At 61.9% G+C, this 13,986-nt stretch carries 13 protein-coding genes; 8 read left to right on the forward strand and 5 right to left on the reverse strand.

Annotated elements, in window-relative coordinates; genetic code table 11:
- From RIN13_RS13115 to RIN13_RS13130, 4 genes are all read left to right on the forward strand, one after another.
- Positions 1-1,331 (forward strand): trypsin-like peptidase domain-containing protein (locus RIN13_RS13115; RefSeq protein ID WP_309107782.1); only part of this gene is annotated, 1,331 nt, incomplete at its 5' end.
- A gap of 264 nt (positions 1,332-1,595) precedes the next feature.
- A complete protein-coding gene (locus tag RIN13_RS13120; protein ID WP_309107783.1) occupies positions 1,596-2,396 on the forward strand; it encodes an electron transfer flavoprotein subunit beta/FixA family protein in 801 nt (266 codons plus the stop codon).
- 15 nt (positions 2,397-2,411) lie between these two features.
- Positions 2,412-3,365 (forward strand): electron transfer flavoprotein subunit alpha/FixB family protein, encoded by a 954-nt coding sequence (locus RIN13_RS13125; RefSeq protein WP_309107784.1) that lies wholly within the window; start codon positions 2,412-2,414, stop codon positions 3,363-3,365.
- A 3-nt stretch (positions 3,366-3,368) separates the two neighbouring features.
- Positions 3,369-4,145, forward strand: a complete 777-nt coding sequence (locus RIN13_RS13130) for a PIG-L deacetylase family protein (protein WP_309107785.1) — start codon at positions 3,369-3,371, stop codon at positions 4,143-4,145.
- A gap of 5 nt (positions 4,146-4,150) precedes the next feature.
- On the opposite strand, the gene RIN13_RS13135 is transcribed toward RIN13_RS13130, so the two are convergent.
- From RIN13_RS13135 to RIN13_RS13150, 4 genes are all read right to left on the reverse strand, one after another.
- Positions 4,151-4,948, reverse strand: a complete 798-nt coding sequence (locus RIN13_RS13135; protein ID WP_309107786.1) for an anti-sigma factor — start codon at positions 4,946-4,948, stop codon at positions 4,151-4,153.
- A 1-nt stretch (position 4,949) separates the two neighbouring features.
- On the reverse strand, positions 4,950-5,555 hold the full coding sequence (gene sigK, locus RIN13_RS13140; protein ID WP_309107787.1) for an ECF RNA polymerase sigma factor SigK: 606 nt from the start codon (positions 5,553-5,555) through the stop codon (positions 4,950-4,952).
- A gap of 204 nt (positions 5,556-5,759) precedes the next feature.
- Entirely contained in the window at positions 5,760-6,227 is a 468-nt protein-coding gene (locus RIN13_RS13145; RefSeq protein WP_309107788.1) for a tRNA (cytidine(34)-2'-O)-methyltransferase, read from the reverse strand.
- A gap of 55 nt (positions 6,228-6,282) precedes the next feature.
- Positions 6,283-7,227 (reverse strand): DnaJ domain-containing protein, encoded by a 945-nt coding sequence (locus RIN13_RS13150; protein WP_309107789.1) that lies wholly within the window; start codon positions 7,225-7,227, stop codon positions 6,283-6,285.
- 213 nt (positions 7,228-7,440) lie between these two features.
- On the opposite strand from RIN13_RS13150, the gene RIN13_RS13155 reads away from it, so the two are divergent.
- Both RIN13_RS13155 and RIN13_RS13160 read left to right on the forward strand, forming a co-directional pair.
- Complete coding sequence (locus RIN13_RS13155; protein ID WP_309107790.1) at positions 7,441-8,187, forward strand: hypothetical protein; 747 nt, start codon at positions 7,441-7,443, stop codon at positions 8,185-8,187.
- Positions 8,188-8,268: 81 nt separating this feature from the next.
- A complete protein-coding gene (locus tag RIN13_RS13160) occupies positions 8,269-9,516 on the forward strand; it encodes a cysteine desulfurase family protein (RefSeq protein WP_309107791.1) in 1,248 nt (415 codons plus the stop codon).
- Here the strand turns inward: RIN13_RS13160 and RIN13_RS13165 are convergent.
- On the reverse strand, positions 9,495-10,751 hold the full coding sequence (locus RIN13_RS13165; protein WP_309107792.1) for an FAD-dependent oxidoreductase: 1,257 nt from the start codon (positions 10,749-10,751) through the stop codon (positions 9,495-9,497). The two genes, RIN13_RS13160 and RIN13_RS13165, sit on opposite strands and share 22 nt — an antisense overlap.
- A gap of 232 nt (positions 10,752-10,983) precedes the next feature.
- On the opposite strand from RIN13_RS13165, the gene mnmA reads away from it, so the two are divergent.
- Together mnmA and RIN13_RS13175 are read left to right on the forward strand one after the other, a co-directional pair.
- Positions 10,984-12,105, forward strand: coding sequence for a tRNA 2-thiouridine(34) synthase MnmA (gene mnmA, locus RIN13_RS13170; protein ID WP_309107819.1), 1,122 nt, complete (start codon positions 10,984-10,986; stop codon positions 12,103-12,105).
- 230 nt (positions 12,106-12,335) lie between these two features.
- The gene (locus tag RIN13_RS13175) at positions 12,336-13,967 is read left to right on the forward strand and encodes an ABC transporter substrate-binding protein (protein ID WP_309107793.1); all 1,632 of its coding nucleotides are present in this window, start codon (positions 12,336-12,338) and stop codon (positions 13,965-13,967) included.
- The last annotated feature ends 19 nt before the right edge of the window (positions 13,968-13,986 follow it).

Below are 13,986 nucleotides of genomic sequence, written 5' to 3' on the forward strand. Positions count from 1 at the left end.
CCCACAGAGGCAATGGAGCGCCGTACGGGCAGCCGACGCCGTTCTACGGCTCCCACAGCGGGTCCCACATCAGCGGTGGCCAGCCTCCTTACGGCCCGTCGCATGTGTCCCACCCCGCGAATTCCCCTAGGCGCAAGGCGACTTTCGGCGTCGGGACCCTTGTGGCCAGCATTCTTGCAGCCGGTCTTGTGGGCGGCGGAGTGGTTGCGGCCAGTGACGCTTTCCTTGACGAGGATTCCCCCGCAGCTGTCAGCAGCAGCCAGCAGGGGACCGTGATTGTCAACAACAAGGACGACGTCAACGTTATTACTGCAGCGGCGCAGAAGGCGTCCCCGAGCGTCGTCACCATCAAAGCCACCGGCGGTGGAGAGGGCGGAACCGGATCTGGCATCATTCTTGATGCTGAGGGCCACATCCTGACCAACACCCACGTTGTGACGCTTGACGGCAAGGCAGCCAACGCCACCGTGGAGGTGCGCACGAGCGACGGACGGGTCTTGTCGGCCAGCATCGTCGGTACTGATCCCTTGTCCGACCTTGCCGTCATCAAAGTGGACAACGCTTCCGGGCTGGTTCCGGCTACACTGGGGGACTCTGCGAAGCTCAACGTCGGGGACACTGCCGTTGCCATCGGATCCCCGCTCGGCCTGACCGGTACGGTCACGGACGGCATCGTCTCCACCCTGAACCGCACCATCAGCGTCGCTTCGTCTGCCGCGCCCAAGGACGGCGGCGACGATTCCCAGGGTGACGACGAAGGCGGCTTCCAGTTCGCACCGCCGGACGGCGGGCAGGGCCAGAGCAGCGCCGACCAAGGCTCGATCTCCCTCAACGTCATCCAGACTGACGCAGCCATCAACCCTGGGAACTCCGGTGGGGCATTGGTCAACAGCAAGGGTGAAGTCATCGGCGTGAACGTGGCCATCGCTTCCGCCGGGGGCGGCTCCAGCAGCAGCGGCAACATTGGGGTCGGCTTCAGTGTTCCGATCAACCACGCCAAGCGTGTTGCCCAGGAGATTATTGACACCGGCAAGGCCAGCCATGGCCAGTTCGGCGTCAGCGTCAAGGCCAAATCGGCCAGTAGTGCGGCATCAGCGTTCTCAGTGGGCGCTGAGGTGGCTACGGTGGAGCCCGGGTCGGCCGCAGCCAAGGCGGGGATAAAGGTGGGAGATGTGGTCACCAAATTCAATGACCTGGCCATCAGTGATCCGAACCAGCTGACCGCGGCGGTGCGCGAACAGCCGGCGGGAGCCTCTGTCAAGGTCACCATCCTTCGAGGCGGCCAGGAGCAGCAGCTGGATGTGACGCTAGGAGCAGCGGCAGAACAATAGAAAACCGAACAGGAACGACGGCGGGGCATCCATGGGTGCCTCGCCGTCGCTTTGTCTGTGGCTGCTTGGTGACGCTCGATGTATGGGGAACCAGGCCGGGACAGCAAATGGGTCTGAAACAGGCGTTAACGCAGGCGGCTGGTCAGAGCCGCTATATGGTTAGCTAGGATTTACCCGCACCCCTGGGAAGATCCGCGGACATGACCCCACCCGGCTGGCATTCCATGGACATGGAGTGCCGCTGAACAGAAAGTGGAAGAGACATTGAAGATCATCGTGCTGGTCAAGCATGTTCCTGACGCCCAATTGGACCGTCACCTCAACGGCGCGGACTACACAACAGACCGTGCTGAGAGCATCCTGTCCGAACTGGACGAATATGCGCTCGAAGCCGCCCTGCAACTGACAGAGGCCCAAGGCGGCAAGGGAGCCGGCCACCAGGTCATCGCCTTGAGCATGGGCCCGGCAGGAGCAGCCAACGCAATCAAGAAGTCCCTGCAGATTGGCGCCACTGAGGGCGTGCACCTAAAGGATGACGCTCTGGCGGGCTCGGATGCCGCGGCTACGTCGTTGGCGCTGGCCGCAACTGTCCGGTATCTGAGTGCCGGCGGCCCCGTGGACCTGATCCTTACCGGTATGGCTTCCACTGACGGGGAAACCTCCCTTGTGCCGGCACAGCTGGCCGAACGCCTGGGTCTCCCTCAAGTGACCTTCGCCTCTGAGCTCGAGATCTCAGACGGCCGGATTACCGCCCGGCGCGACAGCGACACACACTACGACACCATCGTGGCACCGTTGCCTGCAGTGGTGTCAGTGACGGACCAAATCAACGAGCCCCGATTCCCCAATTTTAAGGGCATCATCGCTGCAAAGCGGAAAACCATCACTACTTTGTCGCTGGCGGACGTCGGCGTCAACCCTGCCGAGGTGGGTCTGTCCGGCTCCTGGACGGCAGTGCAGAACGCCGAACCGCGTCCGCCGCGTAGCGCCGGCACCATCATCACCGACGAGGGCGACGCCGGCATCCAGCTGGTTGACTTCCTGGCCGCCCAGAAGCTGCTCTAAGGGGAATCCACGAATATGGCAAAAGTACTTGTATTCATTGACAATCAGGGCCCCGCTCTCAAGAAGAGCAGCCTCGAGTTGCTGACAATTGCCCGCACTCTCGGCGAGCCGGTTGTGGCATTCAACGGCGAATTCAACGACGACGTTAAGGCTGTTTTGGGCTCCTATGGTGTCACTGCGGTGTACCGCCCGGGGAGTGCAGACCTCGATGACTACCTCGTAGCTCCCAAGGCCGCGTATCTGGCCGAGGCAGTTGCTGCGACAGGAGCCGGCACAGTGCTCATCGAGAACTCCTCGGACGGCAAGGAAATCGCTGCCAGGCTGGGCATCAAGCTTGGAGCAGGAGTAGTCACTGACGTCGTTGGAGTTGAAGCGGACGGAGCGGCTCACAAATCAGTGCTGGCCGGCTCTTACAAAACGGTATGCCGCGCCACCACGCCGGTCTCAATTCTGACTGTCAAAGCGAACTCAGTGACCCCTGAACCGGCTGCCGCGGCGACGGCGCCGGAATTCCTCAGCATTGAGGTTCCGGCCTCTGCCACTGCGAACGCAGCGCGCATCACCGGACGCAGCAACAAGGCAACCAGCGGGCGTCCGGATCTTCTGGACGCACGTATCGTGGTGGCCGGCGGCCGTGGTGTTGATGGCGATTTTGGCCCGGTGGAGGAGCTGGCAGACGCGCTGGGAGCAGCAGTAGGAGCTTCCCGTGCCGCCACCGACGCCGGCTGGATCAGCCACGACGCCCAAGTGGGTCAAACCGGAAAAACCGTTTCTCCCGAGCTTTACATTTCCGCCGGTATTTCGGGAGCAGTGCAGCAGAAGGCAGGCATGCAAACGGCAAAGGTCATTGTGGCAATCAACAATGACGCCGAGTCTCCTGTCTTCGAGATTGCAGACTTCGGGATTGTGGGGGATCTCTTCGAGGTCCTGCCGCAGGCAACCGCGGAAATCAAGAAACGCAAAGGCTGATGATTGAGCACTGATCCTGTATCAGCGCGGAGCCCGTTCAACCCGGCCTACCGGGTTGAGCGGGTCCTCTGTTTCGGGGCCCATCCTGATGATATTGACTTCGGCGCCGCAGGAACGGTCGCCGCTTGGACGGCGGCAGGCGTAGAAGTCAGCTACTGCATCATGACCGACGGCGACGCCGGGGGTTTCGACCCCTCGCAACGGGAAGCGATTGTATCCCTGCGTGCTGAGGAGCAGCGGATGGCAGCCGCCTTAGTCGGAGTCTCTAAAATTCACTATCTCCACGAGCGTGACGGCTTCCTCGAAGCCTCGCATGACGTGATGCGCGGAGTCGTGAAAGTGATCCGGGAAGTGCGCCCCGACGTCGTACTGTCCATGCACCCCGAGCGCAACTGGAACCGGATCCAGAAGAGCCATCCGGATCATCTGGCCGTCGGGGAAGCCGTGACCCGCGCCGTATACCCGGCCCTGGAGAATCCGTTCGCCTATCCGGAACTCGCTGAGGCCGGGCTTAAGGCCTACAAATTGCCGTGGCTGTGGCTTTTCGCGGGACCCGAGGAGCGGGAGAACCACTTTGTGGACGTCACCGACCACGTGGAAGATAAGCTCGCTGCCATTCACGTCCACACCAGCCAGCATCCCGATGTTCAGGCCATGGACAGAACCGTCCGTGGAATGATGCTGCAGAACGGGCAACGGGCAGGCATGAAGGAAGGCCGCAGTGCAGAAGCTTTCCACGTGGTCAGAATCAACGGCGACAGTACCATTGCCGGCTTCTGAAGGAGTCAGGCTCCCAAGGTAGCCGCGGCGACCGGTGGCGTGCTGGGGGCCCCGGAGCCGCCCAGCGGTTCCACGGTAATCCCGAGCGACGCTGCCGTCTGGATGCCGTCGACGACTGCGGGCTTGGACAGCGCTTCTGCGTCCATGAGTCCCTTAGAGACCGGTGCTGAACCGTCTTTGGGGATCAGCCACATCTGGTAGACCTTGCCCTCCGGGGGTGCCGGAACGCCGTCCATGGTGACCACCAGGGCGTTCTTCGACGGCGAGATTGCCAGGTTGGCCGTTCCGCCGCCTGTTACGCCCACACTCGCCTTGCGGAGATCCTGGGCCTGGAGTACCTGGTTCAGGGGATCGTTCTGGTACGCGTTGTAAGCGCCAATCCCTACTCCGCCCAGGGCCAAGGCTGCGGCAGCCGCCACGCCAATGATCCAGTTCCTCATCGAGCCGGACCGGCGCCGTTCCTCACGCCGTTGGCGCGCGGCGGCCAAGGCGTCCCGGACGGGGGCAGCCTGCTGTGAAGGCAACTGAGCCACGATGCGGCCAAAGAGGTCCGACGCTGGCTCCTCCTCCGCGGAAAAACTTAAGGCGAGCGTCTCGCGGGCCTGGCGCACACGATCATTGAAGGCCTGGCGATCTTCGGGCGTCGCTGCTGCTATGTGCCTCTCCACCGCCGCACGCTCCTCGTCGCTTAGCGCGTCCAGGGCGTAGAGTTCAGCCAGTTCCGCTGCGTGTCCGGCAGCCAGATCGGTGGCAATGTCTCCCGAAAAATTCATCGGATCACGATCGTTGTTGTTTTCAGTCATCTCAACTCACACCCAAACAAGTCTTCAACCGGATCAGTCCGTCGCGGATGCGGGATTTGATAGTGGGCACGGCGGCATTCAGCCTCTCGGCAACTTCGCGGTAGGTTAATCCGCCGTAGTAGGCAAGGCGAACGGACTCCTGCTGGGTTTCAGTCAGTGTGCCCAGGCATCGGACCACTGCCTCTGCTTCCAACCGGCTGTCCACTTCGTCCGAGACGGAGTCGTGGTCGATGTCCTGGCTGCTGGCTCCGTACCTGGCTTCCCTGTCCGTGGCGGACTGGGTGGAGCGCACCTTGTCAACTGCCCGGCGGTGGGAAATGGTCATCAGCCAAGCCAATGGGCTTCCAGCTTCATCGTTGAACTTGGACGCATTTTGCCAAACCTGCAGAAAGACTTCCTGAGTTGTGTCTTCGCTAAGCGCCGCGTCAATCAGCACCCTCCGCGCCATCCCATACACGCGCCTCGAGGTGAGTTCATAAAACTCAGCAAAGGCGGGCTGGCTTCCGCTCGCTATTTGGGCGAGCAGTGAGCCCAGACGGCGGTTCAGGTCGAGACTGGTGCCAGTCGAGGCGGCAGCCCCAGGGTTAGGCGCATTGGGAGTGTCCATCACTGTCAAGCATATGTCCGCCGGAGACTGTGCGGGAGCGCCCACGCCAAGGGAGGACTCGCCCGGGGTTACGGTCTCAGTTTCCCAGCCAGGGCTTGCTGCCAGTGTTGTCACCTTCCGCTCTCACGTTCCCTCCGGTCGCTTTTCCTGGTAGTGATTCGGCGCTGGCGGGCGTTCGGATGGGACGAAGACAGCCACTCGTTCCTAGAGCTTTGCTCCTGCGAATCCATTCTGCCGCCATGCCTCGTAGACGGCGATGGACGCAGCGTTGGCCAGATTCAGTGAGCGCAGCGAAGGGAGCATTGGAAGGCGGACGCGGGAGGTTACGTGGGGATCGGACTTGATGGATTCCGGAAGCCCCACGGATTCCTTGCCAAACAGCAGGACGTCGCCCGGCCGGTAGCTGATGTCGGTATAGGACGCCTCGCCATCGGATGTGAAAGCGAAAACCCGATCCGGCTGAAGGGCCTTCCACGCGGCGTCCAGGTCCTGGTGGATAGTGACGACGGCGAGGTCGTGGTAGTCCAGCCCCGCCCGGCGGAGTTTGGCGTCGGAAAAATCGAATCCGAGAGGCTCGATGAGGTGCAACTCTGCTCCGGTTATGGCTGCCAAACGGATGGCGTTGCCCGTATTGCCGGGGATTTCAGGGGTATGGAAGAGGATGCGGAACACTGTCCCATAGTAGCCACCCTCGCGGCTCCCGTTGGCCCGATCCTGCGCAGACGCGTCAGTGCATGCCGCGGAGGAGCCTGGCCAGTACCGGCACATTCACAGTGTTGGGGGCCGGTCCTGAACTGAGGAACTGCTTGAGCCCCCGTGCAAGCCCGGCAGCGTTGACCACCTGTACCATGTCCAGGCTGCTGCGCGACCGCCGGTGGTGGTCGATGACGGGCTCGTGGAGGTTTCCGTCGGGGCTGTGTATGACTGTCCACCCTGTGACGTTCAATTCAGGGAAAATGTCCTGCATGCGCCTCACCACATGGGCTAACTGTGGTGGCGCGATGGAACGTCCGCCATGGTTCAGGGTATTGCCGTTCCACGCATAGGCACCCTTTGGAAGCAGCATTGAACCGATGATCGCCAGCCGGTATCCGGACAGGACAGCGTGGTCGATGTGACTGTTGTCCGCGGGGGACTGAAGGCCGTTGATGAGCCTGGCAGCGGGAATTGCGGGAAGGATCTGGCGGGTGATCAGTTGGACGGTACGCATTTCACGCTGGATACGGGCCTCGGCTCCGAAGATCCCACGTTTCCGGGGCATTCCGTGCACCTGTTGGCGGGCCAATTCAAAGGGAATGAGGGGAACATACCCCTCTTGGTTGGCGCTCTCGAACGGCGGAATAAAAACGGCGGGGTCACCGGCGGTGTTTCGGGGAGTGTTGGGGCGCCGGACAGTGGAAGCGGCATGGCTGCCTGCCGCTGGAGCGTCGAAGTGGGCGCCGTCGTCGTCCTCCGACGTTCCCATCGCGTAGGCGCGATCGTATGCTGAACGGCGTTTCGGATCCATCAGTGTCTCGTAGGCGAGGGTAACCCGGCGGAAAGCGGCGGCGTCACCGCCCTGGTCAGGATGGGAAAGGCGTGCAGCCTTGCGGTAGGCCACCTTGATCTCCTTCTCCGTTGCCGTGACGGCGATACGGAGAACCTGGTAGTGGGAGCTGCTGCCCTGGGTCAACCACGGATCCTTTTCTTGAGGTGCCAGCCCGCTCAGGCAGTCCGGTCCGGCCAGTTTAACCGGCTAGGAACACAACGACTGCACCGTCGCTCTTGGTTCCCTGCGTGGCGGCGGCGCCGGTCCGTGCGAATCGGTTATGGCGGTGACGGGAGATTAGACTTTTGCGGAGGCCCGTGCAGGACGGCGTCTTCGGCAGGGCAGCGGGGGGACTGGGTGCAGGACGTAAAAGGCAAGGCGCGGCGGGTTATCTCGGCCAGGAAGTCAGGACGCCCGGCGGGGCAGCGGAGGATTTTTCATTCTGCCGTTCGTCGGGCGGTTCTCCTCACAGCCGGAGTGTCGTTGACGGCGGCCGGCTGCAGCCTTGATGTACCGGACCCTGCTGCTCCCAAGGTTGTTCCCACCACCCTGGGAGTAGCCACACCCACCATCACACCGGGATACGACGCTGCAGCCGTAGCAGGCCAGGACATGCCTTTCGCCGCTGGCGATTCACTCCCCGCAGGAGTTCCGGTGGGGATCTCTGACGGCCTGGCCCAAGCCCCGGGCTGGAAGCCCGGGAAGCAGAATGTGGCGGGCGAGAACCAGTACATCAAGGCCGACGGCTGCGTGGTGGCTGCAAAAGTGCGGACAAACCAGTGGCCCCTGACCACCAGCGGCAACGACAAAACGTCCACCGTTGAGCTTTTCACCTACCTGGATTCCACCATCCTGCCGGACTACCTGACGCCGGCCAATCTGCGTTGGGGAGGGGAACCGGACAAGCCCGCTCCGAACGTGGAGGTCCTGGTCCTTGAAAGGCGGCCCACTTCCGGTGCCAAGGCCACGTCGATAATGGCGAGGATGTTCAGCAAAACCGGCTCGTCCGTCTATATCTCCATTTCCTGTCCGGACCAGGGGACCCTCTCAGCTGCGAAGGCCGATGTAGCCCAAAGACTGGCCGTTGTGCCGCCGTCGAACTGACACCCTTTTATGAGACTGCGCCATGAGCCGTCTCCAACGTCTCTCGTCAAAGAGACGGGGCCCCAACGCTAGAATTGGTATGTGCCTGCCTACCTTGATCATGCCGCCACTACGCCCTTGTCCCCGGAGGCGTTGGCTGTACTGACGCGGGAACTTTCCCGCACCGGCAACCCGTCTTCGCTGCACGGCTCCGGCCGCCGGGCCCGTCGCTCAGTCGAGGATGCCCGTGAAGTGCTTGCCGCAGCGGCGGGAGCGCACCCCTCAGAAGTCATCTTCACGTCGGGAGGAACTGAGGCGGACAACCTTGCAGTCAAGGGACTATATTGGGCCCGCCACGGAGAAGATCCTTTCCGCACGCGCATCCTGTGTACCGCCGTCGAGCATCCAGCCGTTCTGGACACTGTGGAGTGGCTTGAAAAACATGAGGGAGCCGAGGTTTCATGGTTGCCGGTGGACGGCGATGGTGTGGTCCGGTTGGATGCTTTGAGGTCAGAGCTCGCGCGGGCTCCGGGTTCCATTGCCTTGGTCACCGTCATGTGGGCCAACAATGAGGTAGGGACGATCCAGCCGATTGCGGAGATCGTGGAGCTGGCGCATGCAGCGGGTGTGCCGGTGCATTCTGACGCTGTTCAGGCATTCGGCTCCGTGCCGGTGGACTTCAGGGGTGTCGGCCTGGATGCGATGTCGATTTCGGGCCATAAGATCGGCGGACCTGTGGGCGTCGGGGCACTGCTGTTGGGGAGATCGGTGAAGCTGACCCCTGTGCAGCACGGCGGTGGTCAGGAGCGGGACGTCCGATCGGGAACGTTGGACACAGCGTCCATCGCAGCCTTTGCCGCAGCCGCCGAATCCGTCACCCGGAACCTTTCACCCGAATTACTACGAATCTCGGGCCTCCGCGACCGCCTTATTGCAGGAGTACAGGCAGCCATACCGGCCGCAGTCCTGCGAGGGGCGCCTGGGGCCGGCCGTTTACCGGGTAACGCACACTTCACTTTCCCCGGATGTGAAGGGGATTCCTTGCTGTTCCTGCTGGATCTGGCGGGTGTGGAGTCCTCCACAGGTTCTGCGTGCACTGCGGGTGTTCCGCGTCCCTCCCATGTGCTCCTGGCAATGGGCCTGGACGAAGAGACGGCCAGGGGAGCGCAGCGCTTCACCTTGGGGCATGCGTCGACGGAGGCGGATGTCGATGTCCTGCTGAAGGCGTTGCCTGATGCCTACCATCGCGCCGCCCAAGCGGGCATGGCGGGGCATGTTTCCTCCATTCAGACAGCCGCCACTGTTGCCCGTCAGGGTTCAGTTGCACATCAGGGTTCAGCAAGCAGCTGATCCAGGGGCGCTGCGGCATCGGCCAGGGCCTCGGGTGCCAGCTGCCGCCGTGAACTAATCAGTTCTGTAATCACCTTTTGGGCGGAGGGTTTGGGCTTGGCGGCCTTTGGCCAGTTCACGCTCATTCCTGCCACCACTCGTCCTTCACGCTGCCAGAAGGCGATGAACTCCTTACTTTCGAGCGAGCCGCGCAGCAAGGGACTTTCCCTGGCCAGCGTGGGGAATCCCGAGTACTCCATGCTGACGTCGAACTGGTCTGTGTAGAAATACGGGATGGTATCGAACACAACGTCGTGTCCCAGCATGGCTTTCGCCACCGTTTTGCCCCCGTTCAATGCGTTGGACCAGTGCTCACTGCGGTGGTGCTCGCCGGTGAACGGGTGCAGGGCATTCGCGACGTCCCCGGCCGCATAAATATCCGGAGCCGAAGTCCGCAGTGAGGCGTCAGTGAGGATGCCGTTGCTCAGCTTCAGGCCTGCTTCGTTGGCCAGTTCGACGTCCGGGACAACCCCGACGGCGATCACGACTGTATCTGCCGGAAGGAGCTCCCCGGAATCGGTGACCACGCCTGTGGCCTTTCCTGAAGTTCCTCGTATCTCCACGGCCGATGCACCAAGCCTGAAACCTACGCCGTTAGCCTTATGGAGGCTGTGGAAGAACCTGCCCAGATCCGGCCCGATGGAAGCGGAGAGCGGAATATCCTCGAGCCCGATGAGGGTCACCTGGTTGCCGTAGGTGGACGCGGCCGCGGCCAACTCCATTCCGATCCAGCCTGACCCGATCATCACAACGTTCCTGCCGCCGTCGGACAGCCTGTCACGGAGCCTGCGGCTGTCATCGACAGTCCGGAAGGTAGTTACCCCATCAAGCACGCTGCCTGGAAGCGGTATGGTGCGAGGCTGGGCGCCACTGGCGATCAGCAGGGAGTCGAACTGAATTCCGCTGCCGTCGGCAAGGGTTACGCCATGGGCGGCGGCGTCAATTTCAGTGACCCTGATCCCCAAGCGGAGGTCGACGTCGTTCTCCCGGTACCAGGAGTCCGGCACCACGGGAAGGGCTGCTTCGTCCTCTTTGCCAAGGAGGTACTCCTTGGAGAGCGGAGGACGCAGGTAGGGATGATGCTCCTCTGCCCCAATGAGTGTGAGGGAACCGGCGAAACCTTCGGCGCGGAGAGTCTTTGCAGCCGTGGCACCCGCCAGCCCGCCTCCTGCGATGACGATGTGTTCGGCAACCATGATGCGCCTCGATTCTGACTGAAGGATGCAGCCTTCGCCTCGCCGTTCTAAAACTGATACTCTTGACTTTAGAAGTGAAGACAAGCGACGGTCAAGGGATTTTAGGCCCTGATTCGCAAGGACAGTAGAATAAATGGGCGGGCTCTGTGTCCGCCGGAATATCAACCGGGCTTCCCGGCCCTGAAATCCCTGAAACTTCCCAGAGAAAGCCAGTATGCGAGTTCTTGCAGCCATGAGCGGTGGAGTCGATTCCGCCGTTGCCGCCGCCCGCGCCGTTGACGCCGGGCACGACGTCGTCGGTGTTCACCTGGCGCTCTCCCGCATGCCCGGAACCCTCCGCACCGGCAGCCGGGGCTGCTGCACGATCGAAGACTCCCGTGATGCCTGGCGGGCTTGTGACGTCCTCGGAATTCCCTACTACGTCTGGGACTTCTCGGAGCGGTTCAAGGAAGACGTCGTCCAGGACTTCATTGACGAATACGCTGCCGGCCGCACCCCCAATCCGTGCATGCGCTGCAACGAGCGCATCAAGTTCGCTGCGCTGTTGGAAAAGGCCATAGCTCTGGGTTTTGACGCCGTCTGCACCGGGCACTATGCGAAGGTGATTGAGGATTCGGAGGGCAACCGCGAGCTTCACCGCGCTGCAGACTGGGCCAAGGATCAAAGCTACGTACTGGGAGTACTGACGCACGAGCAGCTCAAGCACTCGATGTTCCCGCTGGCAGATACACCCTCCAAGGCCGAGGTCCGCGCCGAAGCCGAGCGCCGGGGGCTGTCCGTGGCGAACAAGCCTGACAGCCACGACATCTGCTTCATCCCCGACGGCGACACCGCTGGCTGGCTGGCTGAGAAGATTGACATGACCACGGGGGACATCGTTGACGAAACCGGCTCCAAAGTGGGCGAACACCCTGGCGCCAATGCCTTTACCGTCGGCCAGCGCCGCGGATTGAAGCTGGGCACCCCCGCTGCAGACGGGAAGCCCCGCTTCGTCCTGGAGATCCGTCCCAAGGAAAATAAAGTGGTTGTTGGCCCCGAGGCGCTTCTTGCCATCGACGAAATCCGGGGCATCAAGGTGTCCTGGGCAGGCCTCCCCATCGGCGAGATCAGTACGGGCGAGCACTTTGACTGCTATGCCCAGGTCCGCGCCCACGGCGACCCGGTCCCTGCACGTGCATGGATGGAACGCTCAACGGACGAGGACGGCCGCAGCCAGGAAAATCTCGTGGTCACCCTCACCAACCCATTGCGCGGAGTTGCGCCTGGTCAGACGGTGGTGCTGTACCAGGGGAGCCGGGTACTTGGTCAGGCGACCATTGACACGGCCCGTTCCCTGCAGCGCGCAGCCCTTTAAGCCGCGGGATATCCTGCTGGCCAGCCTTCAGGCCGAAGAAAACGATAGTCGTGCATCGATCCGGTAAATATTGTGTTTCGAATCACCAGAACTGACCTTCCAGTACCGGATTCTCTGATTGAATCAAGGCATCAGACAGCGCGCCGTAATACGGAGTAACTTTCGATCAAAAAAGTACTTCCGGCATACATCAGGCGGCGCGCGGTAGTCACCGAACAGAAAGTTCACAGATGCCAACAACGAAGAAAGCCCTGCGGAGTGCCATCGCGCTCGCGGGCGTTTCCGCCCTCGCCCTGACTGCCTGCACGGGCCCATCAGGCGGCGGAACGAATACCGGCGGAGCCGGAGGTGGAACCATTACGTTTGGCACCACCGACAAGGTGGTCACTCTGGACCCCGCAGGCTCCTACGATGCCGGTTCATTTATGGTGATGAACCAGGTCTACCCGTTCCTCATGAACGCCAAGCCCGGAACGGCTGACTCCACCCCTGACATCGCTGAGTCAGCGGAGTTCACGAGCCCCACCGAGTACACCGTCAAGCTGAAGTCGGACCTCAAATTTGCGAACGGCCACGCGTTGACGTCGTCGGACGTGAAGTTTTCCTTCGACCGCGTCGTCAAGATCGCAGACCCCAACGGCCCGGCCTCCCTTTTGAGCAACCTCTCTTCGGTCGAGGCCACTGACGATCAAACAGTCGTCTTCACGCTGAAGAAAGGCAACGATCAGGTCTTCCCCGGAGTCCTGGCCGCCAACTCGGGTCCCATTGTCGATGAAGAGGTCTTCCCGGCCGACAAGGTCATGACCGACGACGACATCGTCAAGGGCAAGCCCTTCGCCGGCCCCTACACCATTGAAAGCTACAAGAAGAACGAACTGGTCAGCCTCAAGCCCAACCCGGATTACAAGGGCCTCCTGGGCAAGCCGGCAAACGACGGCGCCAACATCAAGTACTACGCGGACGCCAACAACCTCAAGCTGGAGGTCCAGCAGGGCGGGATCGACGTCGCAGGCCGCAGCCTGGCAGCCACTGACGTCGCTGACCTTGAGAAGGATTCCAAAGTCAAGGTTCACAAGGGGCCCGGTGGTGAGCTCCGGTACATCGTTTTCAACTTTGACACGATGCCGTTCGGTGCCAAGGCACCTGAAGCGGATTCCGCGAAGGCGCTCGCAGTCCGGCAGGCAATGGCCCATATCGTAGACCGGGAAGCGCTTGCTACCCAGGTTTACAAGGGAACGTACCTCCCGGCGTACTCGGTTGTTCCGGACGGCTTCGTCGGTGCTACCCAGCCGCTCAAGGAAATGTATGGTGACGGCACCGGCAAGCCGAGTCTGGACAAGGCGAAGAAGGCCTTCTCTGATGCTGGAGTCACCGCTCCGGTGACTCTCAAGCTCCAGTACAACCCTGACCACTACGGCGAGTCCTCAGGCGATGAATACGCCATGATCAAGGAGCAACTGGAGAAGTCGGGACTGTTCAAGGTGGACCTGCAGTCGACTGAATGGGTGACGTACTCCAAGGACAGGACGGCCGACGCCTATCCGGTTTACCAGCTGGGCTGGTTCCCGGATTATTCAGACGCCGACAACTACCTGACGCCGTTCTTCGTTCCGGGCAACTTCCTGGGCAACCACTACGAGAACCCGGCTGTGACCGAGCTGATCGGCAAGCAGCTGACCACCGTTGAGAAGGCCGAACGCGAGAAAGTCCTGGGTGAGGCCCAGGAGGCCGTTGCCAAGGACCTCTCCACCTTGCCCCTCCTGCAGGGTGCACAACTGATGGTGGCCGGGGCGAATGTGAAGGGCGTTGAAACCACCCTCGACGCTTCCTTCAAGACCCGTCTTGGTGTGATTTCCAAGTAAGAGTCCCATCAGGTCCTGA

It is taken from the genome of Arthrobacter sp. (genome assembly GCF_031179985.1).
GTDB lineage: Bacteria > Actinomycetota > Actinomycetes > Actinomycetales > Micrococcaceae > Arthrobacter.

Excerpts from the sequence above, each read along its gene's own strand:
- RIN13_RS13125 (WP_309107784.1), top strand. The coding sequence starts at position 2,412 with ATGGCAAAAGTACTTGTATTCATTGACAATCAGGGCCCCGCTCTCAAG.
- RIN13_RS13135 (WP_309107786.1), bottom strand. The coding sequence starts at position 4,948 with ATGACTGAAAACAACAACGATCGTGATCCGATGAATTTTTCGGGAGAC.
- sigK (WP_309107787.1), bottom strand. The coding sequence starts at position 5,555 with ATGGACACTCCCAATGCGCCTAACCCTGGGGCTGCCGCCTCGACTGGC.
- RIN13_RS13165 (WP_309107792.1), bottom strand. The coding sequence starts at position 10,751 with ATGGTTGCCGAACACATCGTCATCGCAGGAGGCGGGCTGGCGGGTGCC.
- mnmA (WP_309107819.1), top strand. The coding sequence starts at position 10,984 with ATGAGCGGTGGAGTCGATTCCGCCGTTGCCGCCGCCCGCGCCGTTGAC.
- RIN13_RS13175 (WP_309107793.1), top strand. The coding sequence starts at position 12,336 with ATGCCAACAACGAAGAAAGCCCTGCGGAGTGCCATCGCGCTCGCGGGC.